Origin of the sequence: Streptomyces sp. NPDC102437, assembly GCF_044765565.1 — a bacterium.
GTDB lineage: Bacteria > Actinomycetota > Actinomycetes > Streptomycetales > Streptomycetaceae > Streptomyces.
The window spans coordinates 1-20861 of sequence record NZ_JBIWKI010000053.1; the positions used below are offsets into that span (position 1 = coordinate 1).

Annotated in this window: 22 protein-coding genes and 3 pseudogenes; 7 read left to right on the top strand and 18 right to left on the bottom strand. The window is 69.5% G+C overall.

All coding sequences use genetic code 11. The annotated features are described in order from the left end of the window. Positions 1-473 precede the first annotated feature (473 nt). From ACIRJP_RS36780 to ACIRJP_RS36790, 3 genes are all read right to left on the bottom strand, one after another. The gene (locus tag ACIRJP_RS36780; RefSeq protein ID WP_404184151.1) at positions 474-851 is read right to left on the bottom strand and encodes a hypothetical protein; all 378 of its coding nucleotides are present in this window, start codon (positions 849-851) and stop codon (positions 474-476) included. 105 nt (positions 852-956) lie between these two features. Beyond that, positions 957-1085 (bottom strand): hypothetical protein, encoded by a 129-nt coding sequence (locus tag ACIRJP_RS36785; RefSeq protein WP_404184154.1) that lies wholly within the window; start codon positions 1083-1085, stop codon positions 957-959. An 18-nt stretch (positions 1086-1103) separates the two neighbouring features. Continuing rightward, positions 1104-1457, bottom strand: coding sequence for a hypothetical protein (locus tag ACIRJP_RS36790; protein WP_404184157.1), 354 nt, complete (start codon positions 1455-1457; stop codon positions 1104-1106). Positions 1458-2414: 957 nt separating this feature from the next. Between ACIRJP_RS36790 and ACIRJP_RS36795 the strand changes: the two are divergent. Then, positions 2415-3196 (top strand): annotated as a pseudogene (locus tag ACIRJP_RS36795) (transposase family protein). A gap of 718 nt (positions 3197-3914) precedes the next feature. Here ACIRJP_RS36795 and ACIRJP_RS36800 read toward each other — a convergent pair. The 4 genes and pseudogenes from ACIRJP_RS36800 to ACIRJP_RS36815 form a co-directional block, all read right to left on the bottom strand. After that, positions 3915-4196, bottom strand: a pseudogene (locus tag ACIRJP_RS36800) (transposase family protein); the annotation flags it as partial. A gap of 154 nt (positions 4197-4350) precedes the next feature. Next, positions 4351-4755 carry a RidA family protein gene (locus ACIRJP_RS36805; RefSeq protein ID WP_404184160.1) on the bottom strand — a complete coding sequence of 135 codons (405 nt, stop codon included), beginning with the start codon at positions 4753-4755 and terminating at the stop codon, positions 4351-4353. 297 nt (positions 4756-5052) lie between these two features. Then, positions 5053-5205, bottom strand: a pseudogene (locus ACIRJP_RS36810) (IS5/IS1182 family transposase); the annotation flags it as partial. 518 nt (positions 5206-5723) lie between these two features. Continuing rightward, positions 5724-6044, bottom strand: coding sequence for a hypothetical protein (locus tag ACIRJP_RS36815; protein ID WP_404184163.1), 321 nt, complete (start codon positions 6042-6044; stop codon positions 5724-5726). Positions 6045-6648: 604 nt separating this feature from the next. On the opposite strand from ACIRJP_RS36815, the gene ACIRJP_RS36820 reads away from it, so the two are divergent. Beyond that, on the top strand, positions 6649-6771 hold the full coding sequence (locus ACIRJP_RS36820) for a hypothetical protein (protein ID WP_404184166.1): 123 nt from the start codon (positions 6649-6651) through the stop codon (positions 6769-6771). Positions 6772-6854: 83 nt separating this feature from the next. Here ACIRJP_RS36820 and ACIRJP_RS36825 read toward each other — a convergent pair whose 3' ends face one another. Continuing rightward, on the bottom strand, positions 6855-7124 hold the full coding sequence (locus ACIRJP_RS36825; protein ID WP_404184168.1) for a hypothetical protein: 270 nt from the start codon (positions 7122-7124) through the stop codon (positions 6855-6857). Positions 7125-7341: 217 nt separating this feature from the next. Between ACIRJP_RS36825 and ACIRJP_RS36830 the strand changes: the two genes are divergently transcribed. From ACIRJP_RS36830 to lnt, 3 genes are all read left to right on the top strand, one after another. Beyond that, the gene (locus tag ACIRJP_RS36830) at positions 7342-8202 is read left to right on the top strand and encodes a universal stress protein (RefSeq protein WP_404184171.1); all 861 of its coding nucleotides are present in this window, start codon (positions 7342-7344) and stop codon (positions 8200-8202) included. Positions 8203-8269: 67 nt separating this feature from the next. Then, a complete protein-coding gene (locus ACIRJP_RS36835; RefSeq protein WP_404184174.1) occupies positions 8270-8767 on the top strand; it encodes a nuclear transport factor 2 family protein in 498 nt (165 codons plus the stop codon). Between the two features lie 139 nt (positions 8768-8906). Next, a complete protein-coding gene (lnt, locus tag ACIRJP_RS36840; protein ID WP_404184228.1) occupies positions 8907-10493 on the top strand; it encodes an apolipoprotein N-acyltransferase in 1587 nt (528 codons plus the stop codon). Here lnt and ACIRJP_RS36845 read toward each other — a convergent pair. The 3 genes from ACIRJP_RS36845 to ACIRJP_RS36855 all read right to left on the bottom strand — a co-directional run bounded on the left by ACIRJP_RS36845 (position 10405) and on the right by ACIRJP_RS36855 (position 13171). Continuing rightward, the gene (locus ACIRJP_RS36845) at positions 10405-10869 is read right to left on the bottom strand and encodes a hypothetical protein (protein ID WP_404184177.1); all 465 of its coding nucleotides are present in this window, start codon (positions 10867-10869) and stop codon (positions 10405-10407) included. The two genes, lnt and ACIRJP_RS36845, sit on opposite strands and share 89 nt — an antisense overlap. A gap of 168 nt (positions 10870-11037) precedes the next feature. Continuing rightward, complete coding sequence (locus ACIRJP_RS36850) at positions 11038-11937, bottom strand: Gfo/Idh/MocA family protein (RefSeq protein ID WP_404184180.1); 900 nt, start codon at positions 11935-11937, stop codon at positions 11038-11040. 13 nt (positions 11938-11950) lie between these two features. Beyond that, positions 11951-13171 (bottom strand): FAD-dependent monooxygenase, encoded by a 1221-nt coding sequence (locus ACIRJP_RS36855; RefSeq protein WP_404184183.1) that lies wholly within the window; start codon positions 13169-13171, stop codon positions 11951-11953. Positions 13172-13287: 116 nt separating this feature from the next. On the opposite strand from ACIRJP_RS36855, the gene ACIRJP_RS36860 reads away from it, so the two are divergent. Together ACIRJP_RS36860 and ACIRJP_RS36865 are read left to right on the top strand one after the other, a co-directional pair. Then, positions 13288-13893: a TetR/AcrR family transcriptional regulator gene (locus ACIRJP_RS36860; RefSeq protein ID WP_404184186.1), complete on the top strand. Its 606-nt coding sequence runs from the start codon at positions 13288-13290 to the stop codon at positions 13891-13893. A gap of 157 nt (positions 13894-14050) precedes the next feature. Next, positions 14051-14503 carry a hypothetical protein gene (locus ACIRJP_RS36865; RefSeq protein ID WP_404184189.1) on the top strand — a complete coding sequence of 151 codons (453 nt, stop codon included), beginning with the start codon at positions 14051-14053 and terminating at the stop codon, positions 14501-14503. 51 nt (positions 14504-14554) lie between these two features. On the opposite strand, the gene ACIRJP_RS36870 is transcribed toward ACIRJP_RS36865, so the two are convergent. From ACIRJP_RS36870 to ACIRJP_RS36900, 7 genes are all read right to left on the bottom strand, one after another. After that, entirely contained in the window at positions 14555-15040 is a 486-nt protein-coding gene (locus tag ACIRJP_RS36870; protein WP_404184192.1) for a hypothetical protein, read from the bottom strand. Between the two features lie 135 nt (positions 15041-15175). Further along, positions 15176-15859: a uracil-DNA glycosylase gene (locus ACIRJP_RS36875; RefSeq protein WP_351265822.1), complete on the bottom strand. Its 684-nt coding sequence runs from the start codon at positions 15857-15859 to the stop codon at positions 15176-15178. Between the two features lie 87 nt (positions 15860-15946). After that, a complete protein-coding gene (locus ACIRJP_RS36880; RefSeq protein WP_404184195.1) occupies positions 15947-17527 on the bottom strand; it encodes an ABC transporter substrate-binding protein in 1581 nt (526 codons plus the stop codon). A 118-nt stretch (positions 17528-17645) separates the two neighbouring features. Next, the gene (locus tag ACIRJP_RS36885; protein WP_404184198.1) at positions 17646-18401 is read right to left on the bottom strand and encodes an SDR family oxidoreductase; all 756 of its coding nucleotides are present in this window, start codon (positions 18399-18401) and stop codon (positions 17646-17648) included. A 20-nt stretch (positions 18402-18421) separates the two neighbouring features. Further along, on the bottom strand, positions 18422-19183 hold the full coding sequence (fabG, locus tag ACIRJP_RS36890; RefSeq protein ID WP_404184201.1) for a 3-oxoacyl-ACP reductase FabG: 762 nt from the start codon (positions 19181-19183) through the stop codon (positions 18422-18424). 234 nt (positions 19184-19417) lie between these two features. Next, positions 19418-19801, bottom strand: coding sequence for a DUF3037 domain-containing protein (locus ACIRJP_RS36895; protein WP_383723414.1), 384 nt, complete (start codon positions 19799-19801; stop codon positions 19418-19420). After that, on the bottom strand, positions 19798-20655 hold the full coding sequence (locus tag ACIRJP_RS36900; RefSeq protein WP_404184204.1) for a HipA family kinase: 858 nt from the start codon (positions 20653-20655) through the stop codon (positions 19798-19800). Before ACIRJP_RS36900 ends, ACIRJP_RS36895 begins: the two co-directional genes overlap by 4 nt. Between the last annotated feature and the right edge of the window lie 206 nt (positions 20656-20861).

Here is a 20861-nt window from a genome sequence, read left to right on the forward strand (position 1 = left end):
GCTGGTCACGCTTCCGGCGCCGCAGCCAAGCCCGAGCCCGCCGCTGCCACTACCAACGCCGAGGCCATGACCTCCACATGCGGTTGCAGTACTAGGGACACCAGCGAACTACTACTGTGCCTAGCGGTCCGGCGCGCGAGCGAACGGGCCACAGCCGCAAGACCCGCCTCCGCAGTACCGGGCCAAGCGATGCTTCTCAGCCAGCTGTCCCGCGTCAGATGATCTTGACGGTTTGCCAAACGATCTCGACCGCAGAAACTTCCTTGGATGTTCCGTCGCAGATGATCTGGTCCGCTCCGGTGGCCGCAACCTGCGACGACCAGATTGGCTGAGACGCCAGGGTGCAAGTTTCTCAGTTGGTCTGGCTTCTCCAGCAGCACAGATGTCGGCGTTGTCTCAGTTGATCCGGTCCGTCCCCGTCGGGTTGCTGGCCTGCCCGTTCGGATGCGGGAGAGGGCACCTGGGCGAAGGGGTCAGTGCTCGCCTGGCGGGGTGGCGGCGAGGAGCTCGTGCTTCACGTGCTCGTAGTCAGCCAGGGCCTGCGGGTCGCCGTGGGCGTAGTCGGTCCAGAAGCCAGGGCGCTGCCATCGGGCGTCGGTGAGGCGGGGGCGGCCATTGGCGATCACCAGAGTCCAGCCGGGCGGTATCCGGGAGTCCACTGTCTCAAAGGAGGCGGGGTCCCAGAGCAGTCCAGGGTCGGGCGTATCGGGGCCGAGCACGCGGATCTGGCAGTCGATGTCGTAGGTGACCATCTCCAGAACGGGGTAGACACCGCCTACCTGGATCCCGTCGAATTCCGTGACGGGGATGTCGCCGTCGGGGTGGATGATCTCCAGACATCTGACTCTCATGGCGAGAAGTATCGCCCTGGCCGATCCCCGGTTGCTGCCCGAGGCGCCGCAGCGGACGGCATCCGAACGCCTCGGTCACGTTGATTGTCTGGTGCGGTCGTGTTCTCAGGATGGTGTGGACGGGGGCGGGATGCGGGCGAGGAGTTCGTGGGCGGCCCGGGTCAGGTGGGCGGGGATGTCGTCAGGGAAGTGTTGCCCGCCGTAGTCCTGGAGCGCCCGCACCGCGTCGACCATGGGTGCCAACTCCTCGGACTACCCGTAGGCCTCCGCGACGTTCTCGACGATGAGTTCGGCGCCATCGGCGGGGGCGAGCCATCCGCCGACGATCTCGGCGGCCCACCAGCGGGCGAGCGCCAGTCGGCCCTCCCAGTAGTCCTCGGGTGGATGGAAGCCGAAACCGAGCTCGTCGACTCCCTGTCCGAACAGCTCCGAGGCCTGTGCCTGTTCGCTGCGTAGCAGCCCGGCGAGGAGCGGCAGCGACGGTGTCTCGACGCCCGCGATCAGGGCGCGAAAAGCGGCCTGGATCAGATGGTCCGGATCGCCGCGCGGGCCGTCGGTCCACCTAAGGTAGGCCCGCGTTGCCGGAGTAAGCCGTGGAAGAGCCACTGCGACCTGCAGTTTCAATGTTTCCCCAAGGTTTCCCCCAGGCTGGCCGAGCACAGTTGGTTCCGTTCGACAAGAACACGAACAGCAGGCACACACCCGCTCGTTGACGTCGACGAAAGGCAGCATCATGCGCACCCGCAATATCCTCGCTGGGCTCGCCCTTGGAACCGCAATCACGTTGGGTGGCGTAGCAGCGCCGGCGCAGGCGGCTACTGCGCCCTCCACTGCTGCTGCCAACACCAAGAGCCCCGTAGAGGCCCAGCGCGCGTCCGCGGTAAAGCACTTCTACAGCAGCCACAGGACCGCTCAGGCTTGCTACGACGCCGCCAGCTACTGGATAAGCCAGCACCCCAGCTGGTGGGCATCCTGCGAACAGTTTCCTGGCACCGACGGGGTCATGAAGTGGCACCTCTACATGTGGTACTAGGCCCTGCCCCAAGAGCTGTCCCGTAAGTCCTAAGGCGGCATTGGTGTTGCCGTGAGGTGTACGTCGACCCTGGCAGCGGGCACCGCAGGCAGCAGCCCCAATCCCAGGACGGGCCGAGTGCGCCACAACCGCACCGTCACGAATGTGCGGGTGACCTCCTCGGCGGTGACGGTCAGCGGACCGTCCTCCCGGGCGAACGGCACAGCACTGATGACAGGCGGCGCAGCAAGCGTGGCGCCGAACGTCCACGTAGCACGACGCTCGTGATCGGTGACCACGATCACGGCAGCCGGGGCGGGTCCAGGCGATCCTTCGGGCCCCCGCGGTCCGGGCTCGCCCTGGGGGCCCTATCTGTGCTGAGGGGACGACCAGGATGCGACGAATAGCTGGCGAGCGTCTGAAGATTGCGGCAGATTGCCGATCTCGGCCATGGTCGTCTCATTGCGCGCAATGAGCTTCTTCGAGTTGGCCACCGATCGAGTGATGGGCCGCGAAGCGCAACGAGCGAGGCCCCCGGGCTGTTGATCGAGATGTCTGACGTCTCAATCACATTGCCCGGGGGCTTCGTTGGTCATCCTGCCGCACTCGACCTGCCGCATGCACTCGTGGAGTGGGTCACCATGCTGATCACCACCCGTGAGGGCGACCGGCAATGCAAGCTCCGTCCCTCCCAGCGCGTGATGGTGGCACTGGTGTACCTGCGCGAACAATCCACTCTGGCGAAGATCGCCGCCGGATCCGGGATTCAGCGAGTCCACCGCCCATGCCTACACCAACGCGGTCGTCGACCTGCTCGCCGAACGGGCCAGGTCTGCTGAAGACGCTTCGCGAGCACGAACCCGACTTCGTCCTGCTCGACGGGACCCTCGCCGAGTGCGACCGGGCCGGCGACGGCCGGGCCGACTACTCTCACAAACACCGGCGCCACGGCGTGAACGTGCAGGTCGTCACCGACCCCGGCGGCCGGCTGCTGTGGCTCTCACCCGCCCTGCCGGGCCACACCCACGACCTGACCGCCGCCCGTACCCACCGGATCATCCGGATCTGCGAGCGCCAGGGCGTTCCCATCCTGGCCGATCTCGCCTACCAAGGCGCCGGCCCATGGCTGACCACCGGCATCAAGCGCAAGCCCCCTGCAGGAGCTCACCTCCACCGAAAAGACCGCAACCAGGCACTGGCCGCAGCACGAGCGCCCGTCGAACGCGGCGTCGCGAACCTGAAGTCCTGGCGAATCTTCCGCAGGTCCCGCTGCAGCCCCAACCGCATGACGTCAATCGCCAAGGCCATCCTCACACTGGAGCGGCAACGCTGAAGAAGCTCACTGATTGCGCGTCAGGCAAACAGAGACGTCGGCTCCTCGCTCGGGGACTGGACGCTTGGCGCCTGCTCCTCGCTCATGGACGGGCCAGCCGGGTTGCTCCCGGAGCACGACAATTGGCCGCACGCGCTGGCGCAGGCAAGAGATCCAGGCGTGCAAGAACCGGGGCCCGACGGCTCGGGCGGGGCCTGCACGTTGCCAGGCGGGATCGACTGCTGAGACGGCGGTGCTGAGGTGGTCGGCGGTGTCGACAGCACAGACGGGAGGTTGTTGTCGTTGTACTCGGCGGTGTCGACTGCCCAGACGGGGGTTTCGGGGGCGGAGGCTTCTCCGAGCAATTCACCTTGGTCCTGCCGTCCCAAATGCCGACCAAATAGCCTGCATCGAATTGGCCGTTTCGCGAGTAGTTCCCTAGACGCCCCCCATGCCAGGCGCAATCATTGCCATCGATAAGGCCGGCATTATAGCCGCTACTATATCCAGCCTCGTCGCTATGATTCCTCGCTTTATTGTAATCTGATTGCGAAGGCCCTCCCGAGGGTGCAGGGGGTGGTTGCTGTGAAGGTGTTGCTGTTGAATTCACTGAGGCGGTAGGGGCGATCGCGAGGGCTGTGCTGGCGCCACCAAGGAGCGTGGTAATCGCCATAAGAGCGGCTGCGGTGAGCCCAGTTGCCCGCTTGAGCCCTTGGCGCTTAGCGCCTCCTTGTGAGGGCTCCGGATCATGCTCGCGCAGAGTCTTGAGCAGGCCCGGCGCCCGGTCGGCGAGCATGCCGGTCACAGCCGTGACGTAGGCGTGGGTGGTGCCGACCGATATCCCGAAACCGGCCGCGATCCGGGTGAGGGTGTCGTGGCGGCGCAGGTACACCAGAGCGACGAGCGAGCGCTGGTGCGGCGGGAGTTTGCACCTGCGGTCCCCCTCGCGGGTGACGATGAGCATCGTGACCCACTCGACCAGGGCATGCGGGAGGCCGAGTGCGGCAGGATAGGGAACCAACAGGGCTCCCATGCCGGTGGGTTGAGACTTCGAACACCTCCCCCAACGGCATGGGAACCTTGTGTGTTGCGGTCCTCGCCCCGTTCTCGCCAGCCTCACCCGATCAGTGGCCTCGTTGAAAACGCTCAGCGAAGGAATCAGGCCAGCCTCCTACCTATCGCTTCACGTCGAGACGCACGAGCGCGCCAATCTCCACGAGTTGGTCCGGCAGTGCCAGGTCGGAAATGCCCATGACCGTGCTGGAGGGCCTGTGCTCCCCGAAGTACTCGGCGTGGAGGCGTGCTGTCGTGTCGAAGTTCTCCCGCAGGTTCCTCACCAGCACCGTGGTCTCCACTATCTGGCTACGCTCGGCCCCGAACTGCCTCAGCACCAGGTCTAGATTCTCCAGCGTGGTTCGGACCTGCAGTTCGAAGTCGCCTGCACCCACGAAGTTGCCGTGCCGGTCATGGGACAGCTGCCCTGACACGTAAACCGTGTCACCGACCTGGGTGGCTTGACTGTACCCGTACAACGACTCCCACGGCATACCAAAACCGAATTCCTTCGCCTGAGAACTCATGTCTCACTTCCTTGAAACAGTGGGCGGGACCGTCAGTTGCAGACAGGACTTTGAACTCAGAAGTTACAGGTTCGTAGAAGCGATGCTTTTCTGACAACGCAGTCGAAGTGTTCTCTGAGCGCACAAAATTGGTTGCAGTGAGCTCTGAAAGCGGCGGGCTTGAATGTGCGACTGAAGTCTTGGACGGCTCGATGTCCGGCTCGGCCAAGGCGACGGGACATGCGTGTGGCCCGGAACCAGGGCCGGGCCACACGTTTCACCCTCCCGCGCTCCGCAGCCAGATGACCGCGCGTCGAGAAGGTGGGGGAAAGCTTGGTGGATGTCGCCGACGTGTTCCCAGCGGATGCGCAGGCGGCGGAACCAGTGCAGCAGTGCGATCGCGCCCTCGACGACCCAGCGGTGTATGCCCGGGCTGGAGCCGTGTTCGGTGCCGCGACGGGCGATGTGCGGGGGATCAGGTGATGCTAGCTGCCGGTCTGGTCCACCAGGGACGGGCCGGTGGCCGGCCCACCCCTAATCGCGAGCAGATGGTCGGAGTCGACGGCGGCGCGGGAGAAGTCGAGCATGTCGGCCGCCCGCAGTTCGGCCAGCAGCGGCTCGATCCGCTCCCACAGCCCGTCCTCGACCTCCCACGGCTTGCGCGCACTCTTCGTCTCGGCTTCCTCACACCGTCATCCGGGCAGCATCAACGAGAACTGACACGCCGTCATTCCCGTCCCGGCTACAAACTCACTTTGTTACCAGTCCTCAGGTGTCACCTGCGGCACCGGCTGACCTGCGGCTTCACCGGGCGAAGCACGATGGTTGTCACCGAGGCGGCGCGGGCCGTCTGTCACCAGCAGCGCGCAACGCAAGATCGGTGTCACCGGCTCCGGCGCTCCGCCAACCGCCTGAGCTGCCCAGCAACCCCGGCGGACAGAGGCTGTGTCAGAGCCCGTGCGCCAGGCCATGACCGACGCTTCAACCGGTCACAGACCGGCGACGTCCCCGGCCCTCTTGAGCACGGAGTCGAGCGCGTCCACCACGGCGTTGTGCTGCCTCGCGCGCGCCGCCCGGTCTGCCGGCACCAGCCGCGCGGCGGCCTGCACGGCGCAGGCGTCCGGGTCGCCGAAGGCAGTCCGCGGGTGCTCTCCCGTATCCGCGCAGTGGGCCGTGACCTCCTTGACCGCCTGGAGCACGACTGCCCGGTCCACGCCCGGCTGCATGGCCAGCCGTACCTGGAAACGCGCCATCCACTTTTCGCGGTCCTTCTCCCTCGCCGCGTCCGTCCTCTGGTCCTTCTTCGTCACGTGCTCTCCCGGGTGATCGACAGCCGTCCGTCATGAAGTTGGACGCTGGGTCATCGAAGTGGGTTGCGGAAGCGAGCATCTGATGAGACTCAAGTGACTGCCGAGAAGCCGCACTACGGGACAGCGCTCTCTCGTGATGCCGGGGCCGGTCGCCCCAGGGATCTCGTACGATTCCGACTGCTCGGCCGCCATGGGCTGCTGACATGGGTCGCACATCACCTGCGCACATCCCGCCAGGCATGGTTCAACCGGGCCGCGTCGGGACAGTCGAGGCGGATTCCCTGAGGTTCGCGGCCATGGGGCGGCTGCTGCGGTGAGCGAGGCTGCCTATCGCGGGCTGGAGGCGCCGACCGCTCGCCCGGAGGTGGATGTCCGCCGGGCTGTGTGGTGGCGCGTCCGTGGGCTTCAGCGCGCGGCCCACCTGCCCTTGCTGCTGGACGCTGTTCGTCGGGGCGCAGCCCCGCCGGGTTGATGTTCCGATCTGGATCAGCTCCTGCCGCTGCTGACGGCCATCGTTCTCGGCATGGCGGTGGTCGACCGCCTGGGTGGTCGAGCGCGGCATCGGCCAGGGCGCCCCGCCGAGGTCCACGTCGGCGGCTGCCGCATGGCAAAGAACGCGCGCGGCGTCAGCAGAGAGCAGGCGCTCCAGCCCGTCGTCGCCGATGTCCGGGCCTGCATCCACTGCTGGGCGTGCTGCGGTTCGCTCCAGTGGCCGCGGGTGTGCTGAGCCCGCACGCGGGTGAATCGGCGGGCTGAGCCGTCCCGCGGCGGTTCGGCGGACACTACTGGTGCTGCTGAACCGCTCCGTGGTCATGGTGTGTCGCCCCGCCAGTCCCAGTGTTCGGTGTCACCGGCCCGTGGCCCGTACTCCGCGCTGCCGCCCGGACCGAATCGCCCGATCTCCGTGTTCAGCGCCGCGCCCTCGCGCAGCGCCCGGTCCGTCCAGCCCGTCACGTCGAGCAGCAGGCCGTCGAGCGGGCCGCCCACCAACTCCCGATAGCTGTGCCCCGGCCGGGGCCCCGGATCGGGATCGTCATGGTCGGCGCCGTACACGCGCCGCTGCCGCATCAGCTCGTCCATGGGGGCAGGATCGCACCCGGCACTGACAATCGCGGGGTCGGCCTCCTTCGCTCTCATCGACACGTGCCACGGCTTCTCTCTCACCGGCACATGCCACGGCTCGACGCGGGTGGCGGTGTGTTCCGGATCTTCCGTGCGGATAGGGTCGAAAGCACCCGCCGTGCGCGGCTCACGCGCACCGGCCCGGGACATCCATCGCCGGAACCTGGAGGCAACCATGACCAGCACCGACCGTCCCGTGATCGCCGCGGTCGACGGCTCGACGCACAGCCAGGAGGCGCTCGACTGGGCCGCCCACGAAGCCGTACGGCGGGGGCTCGGCCTGACGATCGTGCACGCCCGGACGCCCGACCGGCGCGTCGAGCAGGAAACGCTGCGGCGCGAGGCCCAGGAGTTGCTCGACCGGTCCGTGCGAAGGGTCTCCGAGATCGCTCCGGAGCTGCACCCGTCGACGCTGACCCCGCTGGACTACCCTTCGGCGGTCCTCACTTCGCTCAGCCGGAACGCCTCGCTGGTGGTGGTCGGCTCACGCGGTCTGGGCGGCTTCCGGTCCTTGATGCTGGGCTCCAACAGCCTGGCCACCGCGTCGATGGCCGCGTGCCCCGTCGTCGTGGTCCACAGCGGGCCTTCGGACGAGGACACGGCGGTGGAGGGAACGCTTTCCGACATCGTCGCGGGGGTGGCCGCCGACGAGAGCAGCGAGGCGGTTCTCGAGTTCGCCTTCGAGACCGCCGCCTCCCGGCCCGGGACGCGGCTGCGGATCGTGCACGGCTGGACCATGTTCTCCTCGATCCTCTCCGGCGGCCCCGTCTTCGACCGGGACGCGGCGGCGGACTCCGCCGAACGCACGCTCGCGGAGCTCACCGCCGGCTGGCGTGAGAAGTACTCGCAGGTCGAAGTCGTCAGGGAACCGGTGGCCGGCTCCGCCTCACGCACCCTGGTCACGGCCTCGGCGACCGCGGCGCTGACCGTGATCGGGCGGCGCCGGGGCGGCGAGTCCCTCGGGCTGGGGCTCTCCCCCGTCGCGCAGACCACGCTCACGCACGCGCTGGGCCCGGTCGCCGTGGTGCCCTGCTGACACCGCGCCGTCCCGTCGTGCGTGCACGCCTCTTGGCCTCGCACGCCGGCGGGCGGACACTGACCCGATGACACAGCGCGTGGACCTCGCGACCGTGATGGACCGGCTGGCCATCGATGCAGTGATCACCGGCTACGCGGTGGCGGTGGACGACGGTGAATGGGCGGACTACCGGGCCCTGTTCACCCCGGACGGCCGCGCCGACTACCGCGGTGCCGGTGGTGTCGAAGGGCCGGCGCACGAGGTCGCCGAGTGGCTGGCGCGTACGATGCGGCTCTTCCCCGTACGTCAGCATCTGGTCGTCAACCGCCGGATCGGGTTCCAGGACCTCGACGGCTACCCGGGCGACCGTGCCGAGGTGCTGGCCGACTACGTGAACCCGATGCGGCTGGAGAACGCCACGGCGGGTTCGGGCAATGCGGAGGTACGGACCACCGCGCCGAACTTCGTCTCCGGCGGGCGGTACGCGTTCTCGGTCTCGCGTACGGACAGCGGCTGGCGGATCCGTACCGTTACCGTTCACGAGAAGTGGCGCGGCCCGGCAGGCCCCTCGACCGCGGGCTGAGCCGCACCACCGCTGCTTCCGCCTTCCCTTGCCGGGGAAGAACTGCGGAGCGGCGGACAAGGGGGAAGACTGCTCATCAGGCAGGACGAGGAGGCGCGGCATGCGGATTCCGGCCGGTCGGAGCGGACAGTGGTCGCGGATGCTGCGGTCCGGCCGGTGGCGCGGCTGCCTGGCGGTGCTCGCGGGCGCGCTGCCCGCACTCGCGTTTCCTGCTCCTTCCCTGTGGTGGCTCGCGTGGGTCGGCCTGGTTCCGTGGCTGCTCCTGATCCGGACCGCCGGCACGGGGCGCCGGGCAGCGCTGGAGGGCTGGCTCGGCGGCACCGGTTACATGCTGGCGGTGCACAACTGGCTGATGCCCAGCCTCCATGTCTTCATCCTGATCCTGGCGGCCCTGCTCGGTCTGCTCTGGGCCCCTTGGGGGCTGCTGGTCTTCCGGATGCTGGGCGGGCGGGTGTCCGCAGCTGCCGCCGCCTTGGCGGTCGTCGTGGTGCCCTGCGGGTGGCTGATGATCGAACTGGCCCGGTCCTGGGAGGCGCTCGGCGGCCCGTGGGGGCTGCTCGGCGCCAGCCAGTGGCAGGTGGCTCCCGCGCTCCGGGTGGCGTCGGTGGGCGGGGTGTGGCTGGTGAGCCTCGTGGTGGTGGCGGTGAACACCGCTGTCGCCCTGCTCTTCGTGACCGCGGCCGCCCGTACGGTGGCCGTGGTGGGCATCGTGGTGTGCGCTCTGGCCGTGGGGGCGATGGCGAGTTGGGCGCCGCAGCCCGAGGAGTCGGGAGTGGCCAGGATCGCCGTCGTCCAGCCGGGTGTGGTCACCGGGGCGCACAGCGTCGAGCGCCGGCTCGCCCTCAGCGAGCGGCTGACCGGCTCCCTGGCCGGGCGCGATCTCGACCTGGTGGTGTGGGGCGAGAGCAGTGTGGCGGTGGATCTCGACCGGCACCCGGACATCACCGCCCGGATCGCCGCCCTCTCTCGCCGGGTGGGCGCGGATGTGCTGGTCAACATGGACGCCCGGCAGACCGACCGGTCGGGCCGGACAGGTATCTTCAAGTCGGCCGTGCTTGTGGGTCCGGACGGGCTGACCGGGGAACGCTACGACAAGATGCGGCTGGTGCCGTTCGGGGAGTACATCCCGGCCCGGTCGGTGCTCGGATGGGTCACGTCCCTGGGCCGGGCGGCGGGCCAGGACCGGTTGCGGGGCACCCGGCAGGTGATCATGTCACTGCCTGAGGCCGAAGGTGGGCACGGGCTGCGCATCGGGCCGCTGGTCTGCTTCGAGTCCGCGTTCCCCGACATGAGCCGCCGGCTCACCCAGGACGGTGCGCAGGTGCTGATCGCCCAGTCGTCCACCTCCACGTTCCAGCACAGCTGGGCACCCGAGCAGCATGCCTCGCTCGGGGCGCTGCGCGCCGCCGAGAACGGCCGCCCGATGGTGCACGCCACGCTCACCGGCGTCAGCACGGTGTACGGACCGCAGGGAGCGCGGGTCGGGGCTCCGCTCGGTACGGAGACGAGTGGGACCGCCGTGTACGACGTACCGCTGGCGACGGGCACCACGCTCTATGTGCGGCTGGGTGACTGGCCGGCGCAGGGGGCGGCGGCGGTGCTGGCCCTGTTCTGCGCCGTCGAAGCGACCCGGTCCCTCATGCGGCGTGACCGGGGCGGGCCGGCCGGCGTGACGGACGAGGCGGCTGCCGCGGTCGGCGGGCCGGCCGAGCGTTCGGGGCCGTGAGTGCCGGACCAGGGGCCGTGAGTGCCGGGCTATCGGGGCCGTTGACCGAGACGATGTTGCCCTGGGCGTCGACGGTGAGCGAGACCCGCTCGACCTTGTTGGTCACGGCCAGTCCCAGCCACACGGCGCCCCAGAGGAAGCAGGTGAACACCATCAGGATGGCGTGCAGCACATGGTTCAGCCGGTGCCCCCGGACCATGACGACCTGTGTACCGGAGCGGGATTCCACCCGCCAGCCGCTCGCGATCCGCTGGTTGACCGCCCAGTCGAGGATCAGACCGCGCCGCATTTCGTCGGGGGGCCGCCCGTCGGCCGAGTAGTAGCCCGGCGGCGGCTGGAGTGCGCCCCAGCCCTTTGGCTCGTCGTGAGGTCTCACGAGGTCACCTCCACGGGCCGGTGGCCCATCACCCCAGCCTGCATCGGAGCGGGACCCGACGCATCCGCAGGCCCATCGGCCGCCGGGCAGGGGCGCCGGGCCGGGGCGCCGGGCCCGCTCGTCGGCCTCCGGGGTCCGTCCGACCCAGATCCGCCGGACATGCCCTGGCTAGACGCAGTCCAGGTCGCGCAGGATGCGTTCGCAGAGTTCATGGGTCAGCAGGGCGTCCGCGGCGCTCAGCACCTCGCCGGCGCGGACGGCGTCCAGGAACGACAGCACGCTCTGCTCGATGCCGCGCTGGCGGGCCACCGACACCCAGTCGCCGCGCCGCCGGACGCTCGGCTGCCCCTTGTGATCGATCACCTCGGCGAGGTTGACGACCTCGCGCTTGGTGTCCTGGCCGGAGACCTCCAGCCGTTCCTCGGTCGAGCCGCTGAGCCGGTTCATCGTGCCGATGGCGGTGAATCCGTCACCGGACAGCTGGAGCACCACGTGGTGCATCAGGCCCTCGCGGATCCTGGCCTGCACGGCGGTGTGCTCGACCGGTCCCGGCACCAGGAAGCGGAGGGTGTCGACGACATGGATGAAGTCGTCGAGCACCATGGTGCGCGGGTCCTCCGGCATGCCCACCCGGTTCTTCTGCATGAGGATCAGCTCGCGCGGGTGCTCGGCGCACTGGGCGTAGCCGGGCACGGATCTGCGGTTGAAGCCGACGGCGAGGCTCGTTCCGCGCTCCTGGGCGAGGCTCACCAGCCGCTGGGAATCGGCGAATCCGTAGGCCAGCGGCTTGTCGACGTAGGTGGCGACGCCGGACTCCAGCAGCCGGGCCACGATCTCCGGATGCACGGCCGTCGGGGCATGGACGAACGCGGCGTCCAGCCCCTGGGCGATCAGCGATTCGAGGTCGGTGTGGCGCTGCCCGGCCGGGATGCGGTGGGCCTCGGCGACCGCGGCCAGGGTCGCGGGCGTACGGGTCTGCAGATGCAGTTCGACGCCGGGCAGGGCCGTCAGAACCGGCAGATACGCCTTCCGCGCGATGTCGCCGAGCCCGATGCAGCCGACCTTCACAGGGGTCTCCCTCTCACTGTTCGACGTCCACCGTCGCGGTGTCCGCCTCGCGAGGGGCAGCATACGTGTGCTGCGGCGGCTGCCAGTCGGCTATCCCGTCGAAGGTGCGCAGGACGAGGCTGGGCCCGACGCGTGAGACGACGGAGAGCAGCGCGTCACGCGTCGCGACGGCGGGGGCGCTGGTCAGCCGCATCAGACGCGCGGTCCGTGCGGCCTTGCGGACGATGGCCGAGGTACGGGGCAACCGGTCGGCGGTGTACGCCGCCGCTCCCGCACCGAGGTCACCGCCCGGCGTCAGATGGTGGGCGAGCACGATCGCGTCCTCGATGGCCTGGTTGCCGCCCTGGCCGAGGCTCGGCGTCATCGCGTGCGCGCTGTCGCCGACGAGGACGGTGCGCCCCCGGTGAAAGGACGGCAGGGGATCGAGCAGGTGGTGGACGTCGTTGCGGAGCACCTGGCCGGGATCGGCGGCGGCGATGATCTCCGGGATCGGGTCGTGCCAGCTGCCGAACCGGCGCATCAGCTCCGCCTTCTCGCCGTCGGCGGCATGGGCACCGGCCGGGGCGGCGGCGGCCCCGTAGGCGTAGACGCGGCCGTCCTTGAGCGGCTGGGTGCCCCAGAGTGCGCCGCGCCCCCAGGTCTCGTGCGGGGCGAAGGGCCGCTGGGGCGCGGGTACGACGACGCGCCAGGTGGTGAATCCGGCGTACGAGGGTCCGGGGTGGTCCGGGAAGAGTGCCCGCCGTACCTCCGAGTTGATGCCGTCGGCGCCGATGACGAGGTCGGCCTCGATCCTCCCGGCCGCCGTCCCGACCACGGCGGGCGCGCCGGCCGCCGTCCCCGGGTCCAGCAGCTCCGCCTCGGCGCCGGTTCGGACGGTGCCGTCGGGCAGCCGGGACACGAGGCGGTCGACGAGAGTGGCGCGGTGCAGCAGGACGATCGAGCCGCCGAACCGCTCGGTCGCCGCGGCGCTGTCCGTACGGGAGAACCAGCGGCCGCCCGGGGCGCGCATGCCTCCTTCGCCCTGCCAGGCGGCGAGCGCCCTGATCTCGTCGCCCATGCCGATGACGTCCAGGGCCCGCTGGGAGTTGGGCGCGAGAGAGATGCCGGCTCCGACGGGTTCCAGGGAGGCCGCGCGCTCCAGAACGGCGACCCGCCAACCGCGGCCGTGCAGGGCCACCGCCGCGGTGAGGCCGCCGATACCGCTGCCGATGACGACGGCATGGGGCTTGTCCATGGCTCCTCCAGCAATCCGCGCAGCCCTGTCGCTCCGGAATCCCCGGGCGACGGGACTACACCTGTAGTGACACATTCACCGTACTACGGGTGTAGTGTCAGCGGTAGGTTGGCCCCATGGCCACACGCACGACCGGCACCTCCCGGGCCGACCTCATCGCCGACACCGCCCTCGCGCTCCTCGCCGAACGCGGGATGCGCGGGCTGACGCACCGCGCGGTGGACGAGCGCGCCGGACTCCCCCAGGGCTCGACGTCCAACTACGCGCGGACCCGGCAGTCCCTGCTGGAGGCGGCGGTGCGACGGCTGGCAGAACGCGAGGCGCGGGTGCTCGCCCCCGCCGAACTGCCGGATCCGGCCGCCGGGGCGCAGGAACTGGTCGCCGGTCTCGCGCGGGCGCTGCACCGCTATCTCACCCGCCATCCCGAACTGCTCCTCTGCCGCTACGAACTCGCCCTGGAGGCGACCCGTCGCCCGGAACTGCGGGAGTTCTTCGACGCGACCGGCCGCCAGTTCCGCGAACCGCTGAAGGCGCTGATGACGGCCGCCGGATCGAGCGAGCCCGAACGGCACACGCTCTCCCTGGTGGCCTGGTGCGAGGGGCTGATGTTCTCGTGCGCCGCGGGGTCGTACAACCGCTCCGTACCGAACGAGGAGGAGCTGCGCACCGGCTTCACCGAACTGCTCGGCGGGATGCTGGGCCCGCGATGGGCGCCGCGCTGAGCCACGGGGCACCACGCCCAACGTGTCACCACGGCCGGCATCACCACAGCAATGGCGTCACCATGGCCGCCGCACTCACCGGCAGGTGTCACTCTTGCGGGCCAATCCCGGCTTTCCGGTTCCCCCGGAGCCCGTCCCGCACAGCAGAGTTGATCAGGTGCAACGAACCAGAATCACCGTGAGTCTCCTGATGGGCGTCGCCGTCACGGCGCTGTCCGGCTGCGTGTCCGTGCAGCCGCAACCCGACGTTCCGCCCCGGCCCCGGGCCAGCGGGCCGGCCCAGCACCTGGCACCGCAGATCGTGCTGCCTCCGGTCCACGACTCCCTGGAGGCCGTGCCGAGCCCCGAGCCGTCCGCCTCCGCGTCCCGCCCCGCTCATGCAGAACCGCCGGACACCCGCCGCCCCGTGCCCCGCGCACCCCGGCAGCAGCGACGCACGGCCGCCGCGCCGCCCCGGCCGCACGGTGTGCCGCCCGCCGCGACCGTACCCGCCCCGGCCCTGCCCGCCCCGGTCGCCGGGACGGACGTCTGCGCACTGGGGCGGGGGTACGGGCGCTGGCCCGCGGGCAGCCCCCAGTCCCGGATCTGCGCCAACACCTACGGCCACTGAGCCCCGACGGAAGAACCGAGAGGTGGCCCGTCCGTCGTGGACGGGCCACCCTCACAGCTCGCGCAGCCGCAGCTCCAGTCGCGCGATCGCCGCCCGCACCCCTCCCCCGTACCCGTCGTCCGCCCCGTCCTCCGCGAGCACCCCGGAGGCGGCACGCGCCCGGTCCAGATGGATCCGCGCCGCATCGGGGCGCCGGAGCTTCAGATAGTCCGCCGCGAGATTGAGATGGAGCGAGGGGTAGAACGCCCGCACCGCCGGCGCGTCGGGGTGCTGAGCCGCACGCTCGTCGGTCAGCGCCCCGGCGGCGGTCAACGCCCTCAGGTCCCAGGCCAGTTCGTCACCCGGATCGTCCTGGGTGTCGGCCATGTAGTGGGCGAGGGTGCACCGGTGCAGGGCGTCGCCGCCCTCGCCGATCTCCGACCAGAGCTCGCCGAAACGATTGCGGGCCTCTTCCCGGTCGCCGCCGTGCAGCAGCATGACCGCCTGGCCGATTCTGGTCATGACAGCGTCCTTGGACGCCTCCCGCTGCTCCGTCACTGCGACCTCCCTGCGAGCTCGTCCCCCGTTCCGCGCTCGACGCTAGCCGCAGCGGCGGCGAATCCCGCTGAGGCTCGGGCGGGCGTCCCCGGCCGGTCGCCGGACGCCCGCCGCCGGCCGGGGCGAAACCGCCGGTCAGCCCAGATCGGGGATGCGCCAGTCGATCGCCTCGTGCCCCTGCGCGGCCACCGCCGCGTTGATCTGCCGGAACGGGCTGGAGCCGAAGAACTTCTTGGCCGACAGCGGCGAGGGGTGTGCCCCCTTCACCACCGCATGGCGCTCCTCGTCGATCAGCGGGAGCTTCTTCTGGGCGTAGTTGCCCCAGAGCACGAAGACCGCCGGGTCGGGCCGCGAGGCGACGGCGCGGATCACGGCGTCGGTGAACTTCTCCCAGCCCTTGCCCTTGTGCGAGTTGGCCTCGCCCGCGCGGACCGTCAGCACGGCGTTGAGCAGGAGCACACCCTGTTCGGCCCACGGCATCAGATACCCGTTGTCCGGGACCGGCAGGCCGAGCTCCTCCTTCATCTCCTTGTAGATGTTCCGCAGGGACGGCGGCGTCTTCACACCCGGCCGCACGGAGAAGCACAGCCCGTGCCCCTGCCCCTCCCCGTGGTACGGGTCCTGGCCGAGGACGAGGACCTTCACCTTGTCGTAGGGCGTGGCCTCCAGCGCGGCGAAGACCTGGTCGCGCGGCGGGTAGACCGGCCCCTTGGCCCGCTCCTCCTCGACGAACTCGGTGAGCTCCTTGAAGTACGGCTTCTGCAGCTCTTCGCCGAGGACGCCGCGCCAGGACTCGGGCAGCAGGTCGGTGTCGGTCACTTCAACAACCTCCGGTAAGCAATCAGCTTTTCAACCGAGAACCTACCGGGGGCCACTGACAACGCGCCCCGCCGGTCCGGCTCCGGGCTACCAGCTGGCCTTGCGGTACAGCTCCCACATCTGCATGACCGTCTGCGGGTCCAGGGCGCGCTCGCCACCGCCGATGTCCTCGCCGGAGGCGACGTACAGCTTGCCCTGCCACAGCGGCAGGACCCGCACGTCGTCGACCAGGATCTTCTGCGCCCGTTCGAACTGCTTGCTGACCGCGCCCCGGTCGCTCTCCTTGCGGGTCTGCGGCAGCAGTTCCTTGGTGATCTCGTTCTTCATGTACGGCATCCCGGTGATGCTGTCCTTGCCGAGGAACGGGGCGATGAAGTTGTCGGGGTCCGGGAAGTCCGGGAACCAGCCGCGGCCGAAGGCGGGGTACTCGCCCTTGGTGAAGCCCTCCTGGAACGTCTTCCAGGGCTTGCTCTTCAGCGTGATCCTGAAGAGGCCGGAGCTCTCCAGCTGCCGCTTCAGCTCGTCGAACTCGGAGGCGGTGGAGGAGCCGTACCGGTCGGTGGTGAACCAGAGCGTCAGGTCGACCGGCTTGGTGATGCCCGCCTTGGTCAGGATCTGCTTGGCCTTGCCCTGGTCCGGGTCGCCATAGGCGTCGAAGAAGCTGGTGGTGTGCCCGGCTATGCCCTTGGGGACCATGGAGTACAGCGGTTCGGCCGTGCCCTGGTAGACCTTGGCCACGAGGGCGTCGCGGTCGACGAGCTGGGCGATGGCCCGCCGTACGGCGACGTTCCCCGCCGCCGGGTCCTTCGGGTTGAAGACCAGGAAGCGGATGTCCGCGCCGACCGTCTCGACGATCTGCAGATTGCTTTCCTTGTCCTTGTTCTCCTCCAGGCTGACGACCTCCTCGGCGGTCAGACCCCGGTAGATCGCGTCGATCTCCTTCTTCCGCAGCGCCGCGACCACGGGCGCGGAATCCTTGAAGTACCGAATGGTCACGGCGTCGTTCTTGCGCTTGGCGTAGCCCTTGTAGTCCGGGTTCTTCACCAGTTCGGCACTCTTCCCCGGCTTGTACGAATCAAGCAGGTACGGGCCGGAACCGGTGATCTTTCCGTCACTGCGGAGCTTGTGCTCGGAATAGGCGCTGGGCGCCACCAACGACATCGCGGGTGTGGTGAGAATGAAGGGGAAGGTGGCATCCGGCTTGGTGAGGTGGAAGACGACAATGTCGTCCCCCTTGGTCTCGATCCGGTCGAGCGAGCCGAGCATGCCGACCGGGCCGCCCTTGACCTTGAGGGCCGTGATCCGGTCGATGGAATACTTCACCGCCTCGGCGTCGAGCTTGTCCCCATTGGAGAATTTCAGGCCCGCGCGGAGCTTGCACCGGTAGGAGGTGCTGGTGGTGTCGGTGAACTTGCACCATTCCGCGGCGTCGGGCTCGGGCTTCGTGCTGCCGCTGGGGTAGCTCATCAGGGTCTGGAAGACATTTCGCATCAGCTCCCAGGAGTTGTCCCACGCCGCCGCCGGATCGAGGGTGGATGGCTCACTGGTCGTACCGACGACTATCTTCTGCTCGACTTCCGAACCGCTGTCGGAAAGAAGTCCGCAGCCGGCCAGCAGAGAAAGGGAAGCAAGGGCTGCAGCTGCCTGCAGACTGGCCCGGTAGAACACGTGAACGCTCCTCGATCAGCCATGGGTCGGCAGACCATACCGCAGTGCCCCGTCGGGTCAATCCACGGGCCCGACAGGGCACTTGAGTCAATCAGGGCCAAATCCGCTCAGGCTGTTCTCAGCCCACGCCCGCATTCAGGAAAATTCCGCCGTCGACCACCAGCGTCTGCCCCGTGATCCAGTCGGACTGGCTGGACGTGAGGAACGCGGCGGCACCGCCGATGTCCTCCGGCACTCCCAGCCGGCCGAGCGGGTAGGCTGCCGCGGCCTCCTCCTCACGGCCCTCGTACAGCGCCTGGGCGAACTTGGTCTTCACGACCGCGGGTGCGATGGTGTTGACCCGGACGACCGGGGCGAACTCGTGCGCCAGCTGAAGGGTCAGATTGACCATGGCCGCCTTGCTGATGCCGTAGGCACCGACGAAGGGCGAGGCGGAGATCCCGGCGACCGAGGCGATGTTGACGATCGCCCCGCCGTTCTCCTTCTGCCAGACCTTCCAGGTCTGCTGCGCGAAGCCGAGCGCCGAGATCACATTGGTCTCGAAGACCTTGCGGACGACATTGAGGTCGAGCTCCGCGATCGGCCCGAAGACCGGGTTCGTACCGGCGTTGTTGATCAGGAAGTCGACCCGGCCGAACGCCTCCATGGTGCGCTCGACGGCCACCGTCCGGTGCGCCTCGTCGTGCGCCTTGCCCGCCACGGCGATCGCCCGGTCGGCACCCAGCCGCTCGACGGCCTCCTTGAGGGCGTCCTCGCCCCGTCCGGTGATGCACACCCGGTCGCCGCGGGCCACCAGCGCCTCGGCGATGCCGTAGCCGATGCCGCGGCTCCCGCCCGTGATGAGCGCGACCTTCCCGCTGTCCTGCACAGTCATGATGTCCGTAGCCCTTCGGGTCAGTTGAGCGGTCCGCCGGCGACGTACATGACCTGACCGGAGACGAAGCCCGCCTCGTCGCCCGTGAAGAAGGCGATGGCGTTGGCGATGTCTTCGGGGCGGCCGACGCGCTGCACCGGGATCTGGGTGGCGGCGGCGGCCTGGAACTCCTCGAAGCCCATGCCGACCCGGGCCGCGGTCTGGGCGGTCATCTCGGTGACGATGAAGCCGGGGGCGACGGCGTTGGCCGTGATGCCGAACTTGCCGAGCTCCTTGGCGAGGGTCTTGGTGAAGCCCTGGAGACCGGCCTTGACGGCGGAGTAGTTGGCCTGGCCGCGGTTGCCGAGCGCCGAGGAGGAGGAGAGCGAGACGATCCGGCCGAACTTGGCGTCCACCATGTGCTTCTGAACAGCCTTGGCCATCAGGAACGCACCCTTGAGGTGCACGTTCATCACGATGTCCCAGTCGGACTCGGTCATCTTGAAGAGCAGGTTGTCGCGGAGCACACCCGCGTTGTTGACCAGGATCGTCGGGGCGCCGAGCTCGGCGGCGACCCGCGCGACCGCGGCTTCCACCTGGGCGCTGTCCGACACATCGCAGCCGACCGCGAGGGCGGTGCCCCCGGCGGCAGTGATCTTCTCGACGGTGTCCTTGCAGGCCGCCTCGTCGAGGTCGAGTACGGCGACGGCGCGGCCCTCGGCCGCCAGGCGTACCGCGGTGGCGGCGCCAATGCCCCGCGCCGCTCCGGTCACGACGGCGACGCGCTGCTCGGTGGTAGACATGCTTGTTCTCCTCGCCCTTGGATCGCCGCTCAGCGGGACATCGGGGCACCCCCGGCACGGACCTCGTGTGCGCGGAACCTTCCCGATGGCTGAGCAACCGCTTAGTACCTTCAGCAGACGAGACGCTAGAAGCCCTGGCACCCGGTGTCAACGGCCCACGGCCGCCGGGGCGCATGTCACACCCGGCGGCACCGCCCGCGCGGTGGTCGCGGGCGGCACCCGAGGCCCCGGAGGTCAGCGCACCAGCAGGTCGAGCAGCCGCTCGACCTCGGCCTCCGGGTCGGCCGTGAGGCCGCTGTGCACGGGGCTCGGCTGGACGACGGTGGAGCGCGGCGCGATCAGCCACCGGAAGCGGCGGCCTGCGTCGTCACCACCCGCCTGGCCCGCGTCCGTACCGCCGCGGCAGACTCCCTCGACGGCGTGCAGGGCGGCGCGTACTCCGATCACGTCGGCGTCCGGGTCCAGGGCCCTCAGCTTGGTCTCGTCCAGATGGGTGCGGGCGGCCACGAAGCTCCGTGCACGGCAGTAGACGACCACGCCCGCGTTGAAGAACTCGCCGCGCTGCACCCGCGGCACGACGCGCAGCAGTGCGTACTCGAAGACATCGCGCTCACTCACGGCCGGCCGTCCTTGTCGTTCTTCTTCTTGGCGGGGTGCGGCCAGGGGGTGAGGTGGTCGGTGAGCCAGCCGGGGGCCTGGGACGGCTTGGGCTCGGCGGGCCCGTCCATCGTGATCCGCTCGTGGATGGTCGCGGCGCGCGGCAGCAGCGCGTCCACATAGGCGCGGCGCAGCTCGTCGGTGGAGTCGAAGCCCGGCTCGTCCACCAGCCACTCGTCGGGGACGTCGGCGGCGACCTCGGTGAGCAGCTCCTCGGTGACCAGCGGGGCGAGCTCGGCGGCGGCCGCCGCGATGTCGGGCGCGAACGGGGCGAGCGCGTGGTCGGAGGCGTTGTACGGCTTGGCGGCGGACGCCTGGGCGCCGGGCCAGTTGTGGTGCCAGATCATGGTGGCGCCGTGGTCGATGAGCCACAGGTCGCCGTGCCAGACCAGCATGTTCGGGTTGCGCCAGGACCGGTCGACGTTGTTGATCAGCGCGTCGAACCAGACGACCCGTCCGGCCTCCCGCGGGTCCACCTGGTAAGCGAGGGAGTCGAAGCCGATCGAGCCGGGCAGGAAGTCCATCCCGAGGTTGAGCCCGCCGCTGGCCTTCAGGAGCTCCTGCACCTCCTGGTCGGGCTCGGCGAGCCCGATGACCGGGTCGAGCTGGATCTGCACGAGGTCGGGCACCCGCAGCCCGAGCCGGCGGCCGAGCTGCCCGCAGATGACCTCCGCGACCAGAGTCTTGCGCCCCTGTCCGGCGCCGGTGAATTTCATGACATAGGTGCCGAGGTCGTCGGCCTCGACGATCCCGGGAAGCGATCCGCCCTCCCGCAGGGGCGTGACGTAGCGGGTCGCTACAACCTCATCCAACACTTTCCCAGGCCACCCATCTCTTCAGCCTTGTAATCCATGGATCAATGCACCGGGGGCGCAGGGCAAGAAGTCGCGGTCAACGATGCTGGGGAGAATCCGGGGGGCTCGATTGGCCTGCCGGCCTCCCCGCTCCCCGAGGGCCCTGTCGATGGCGCCGAGCCCCTTGCTGCCCGCCTCCGGCATGAAGTGAGCATAGTAACCGAGGG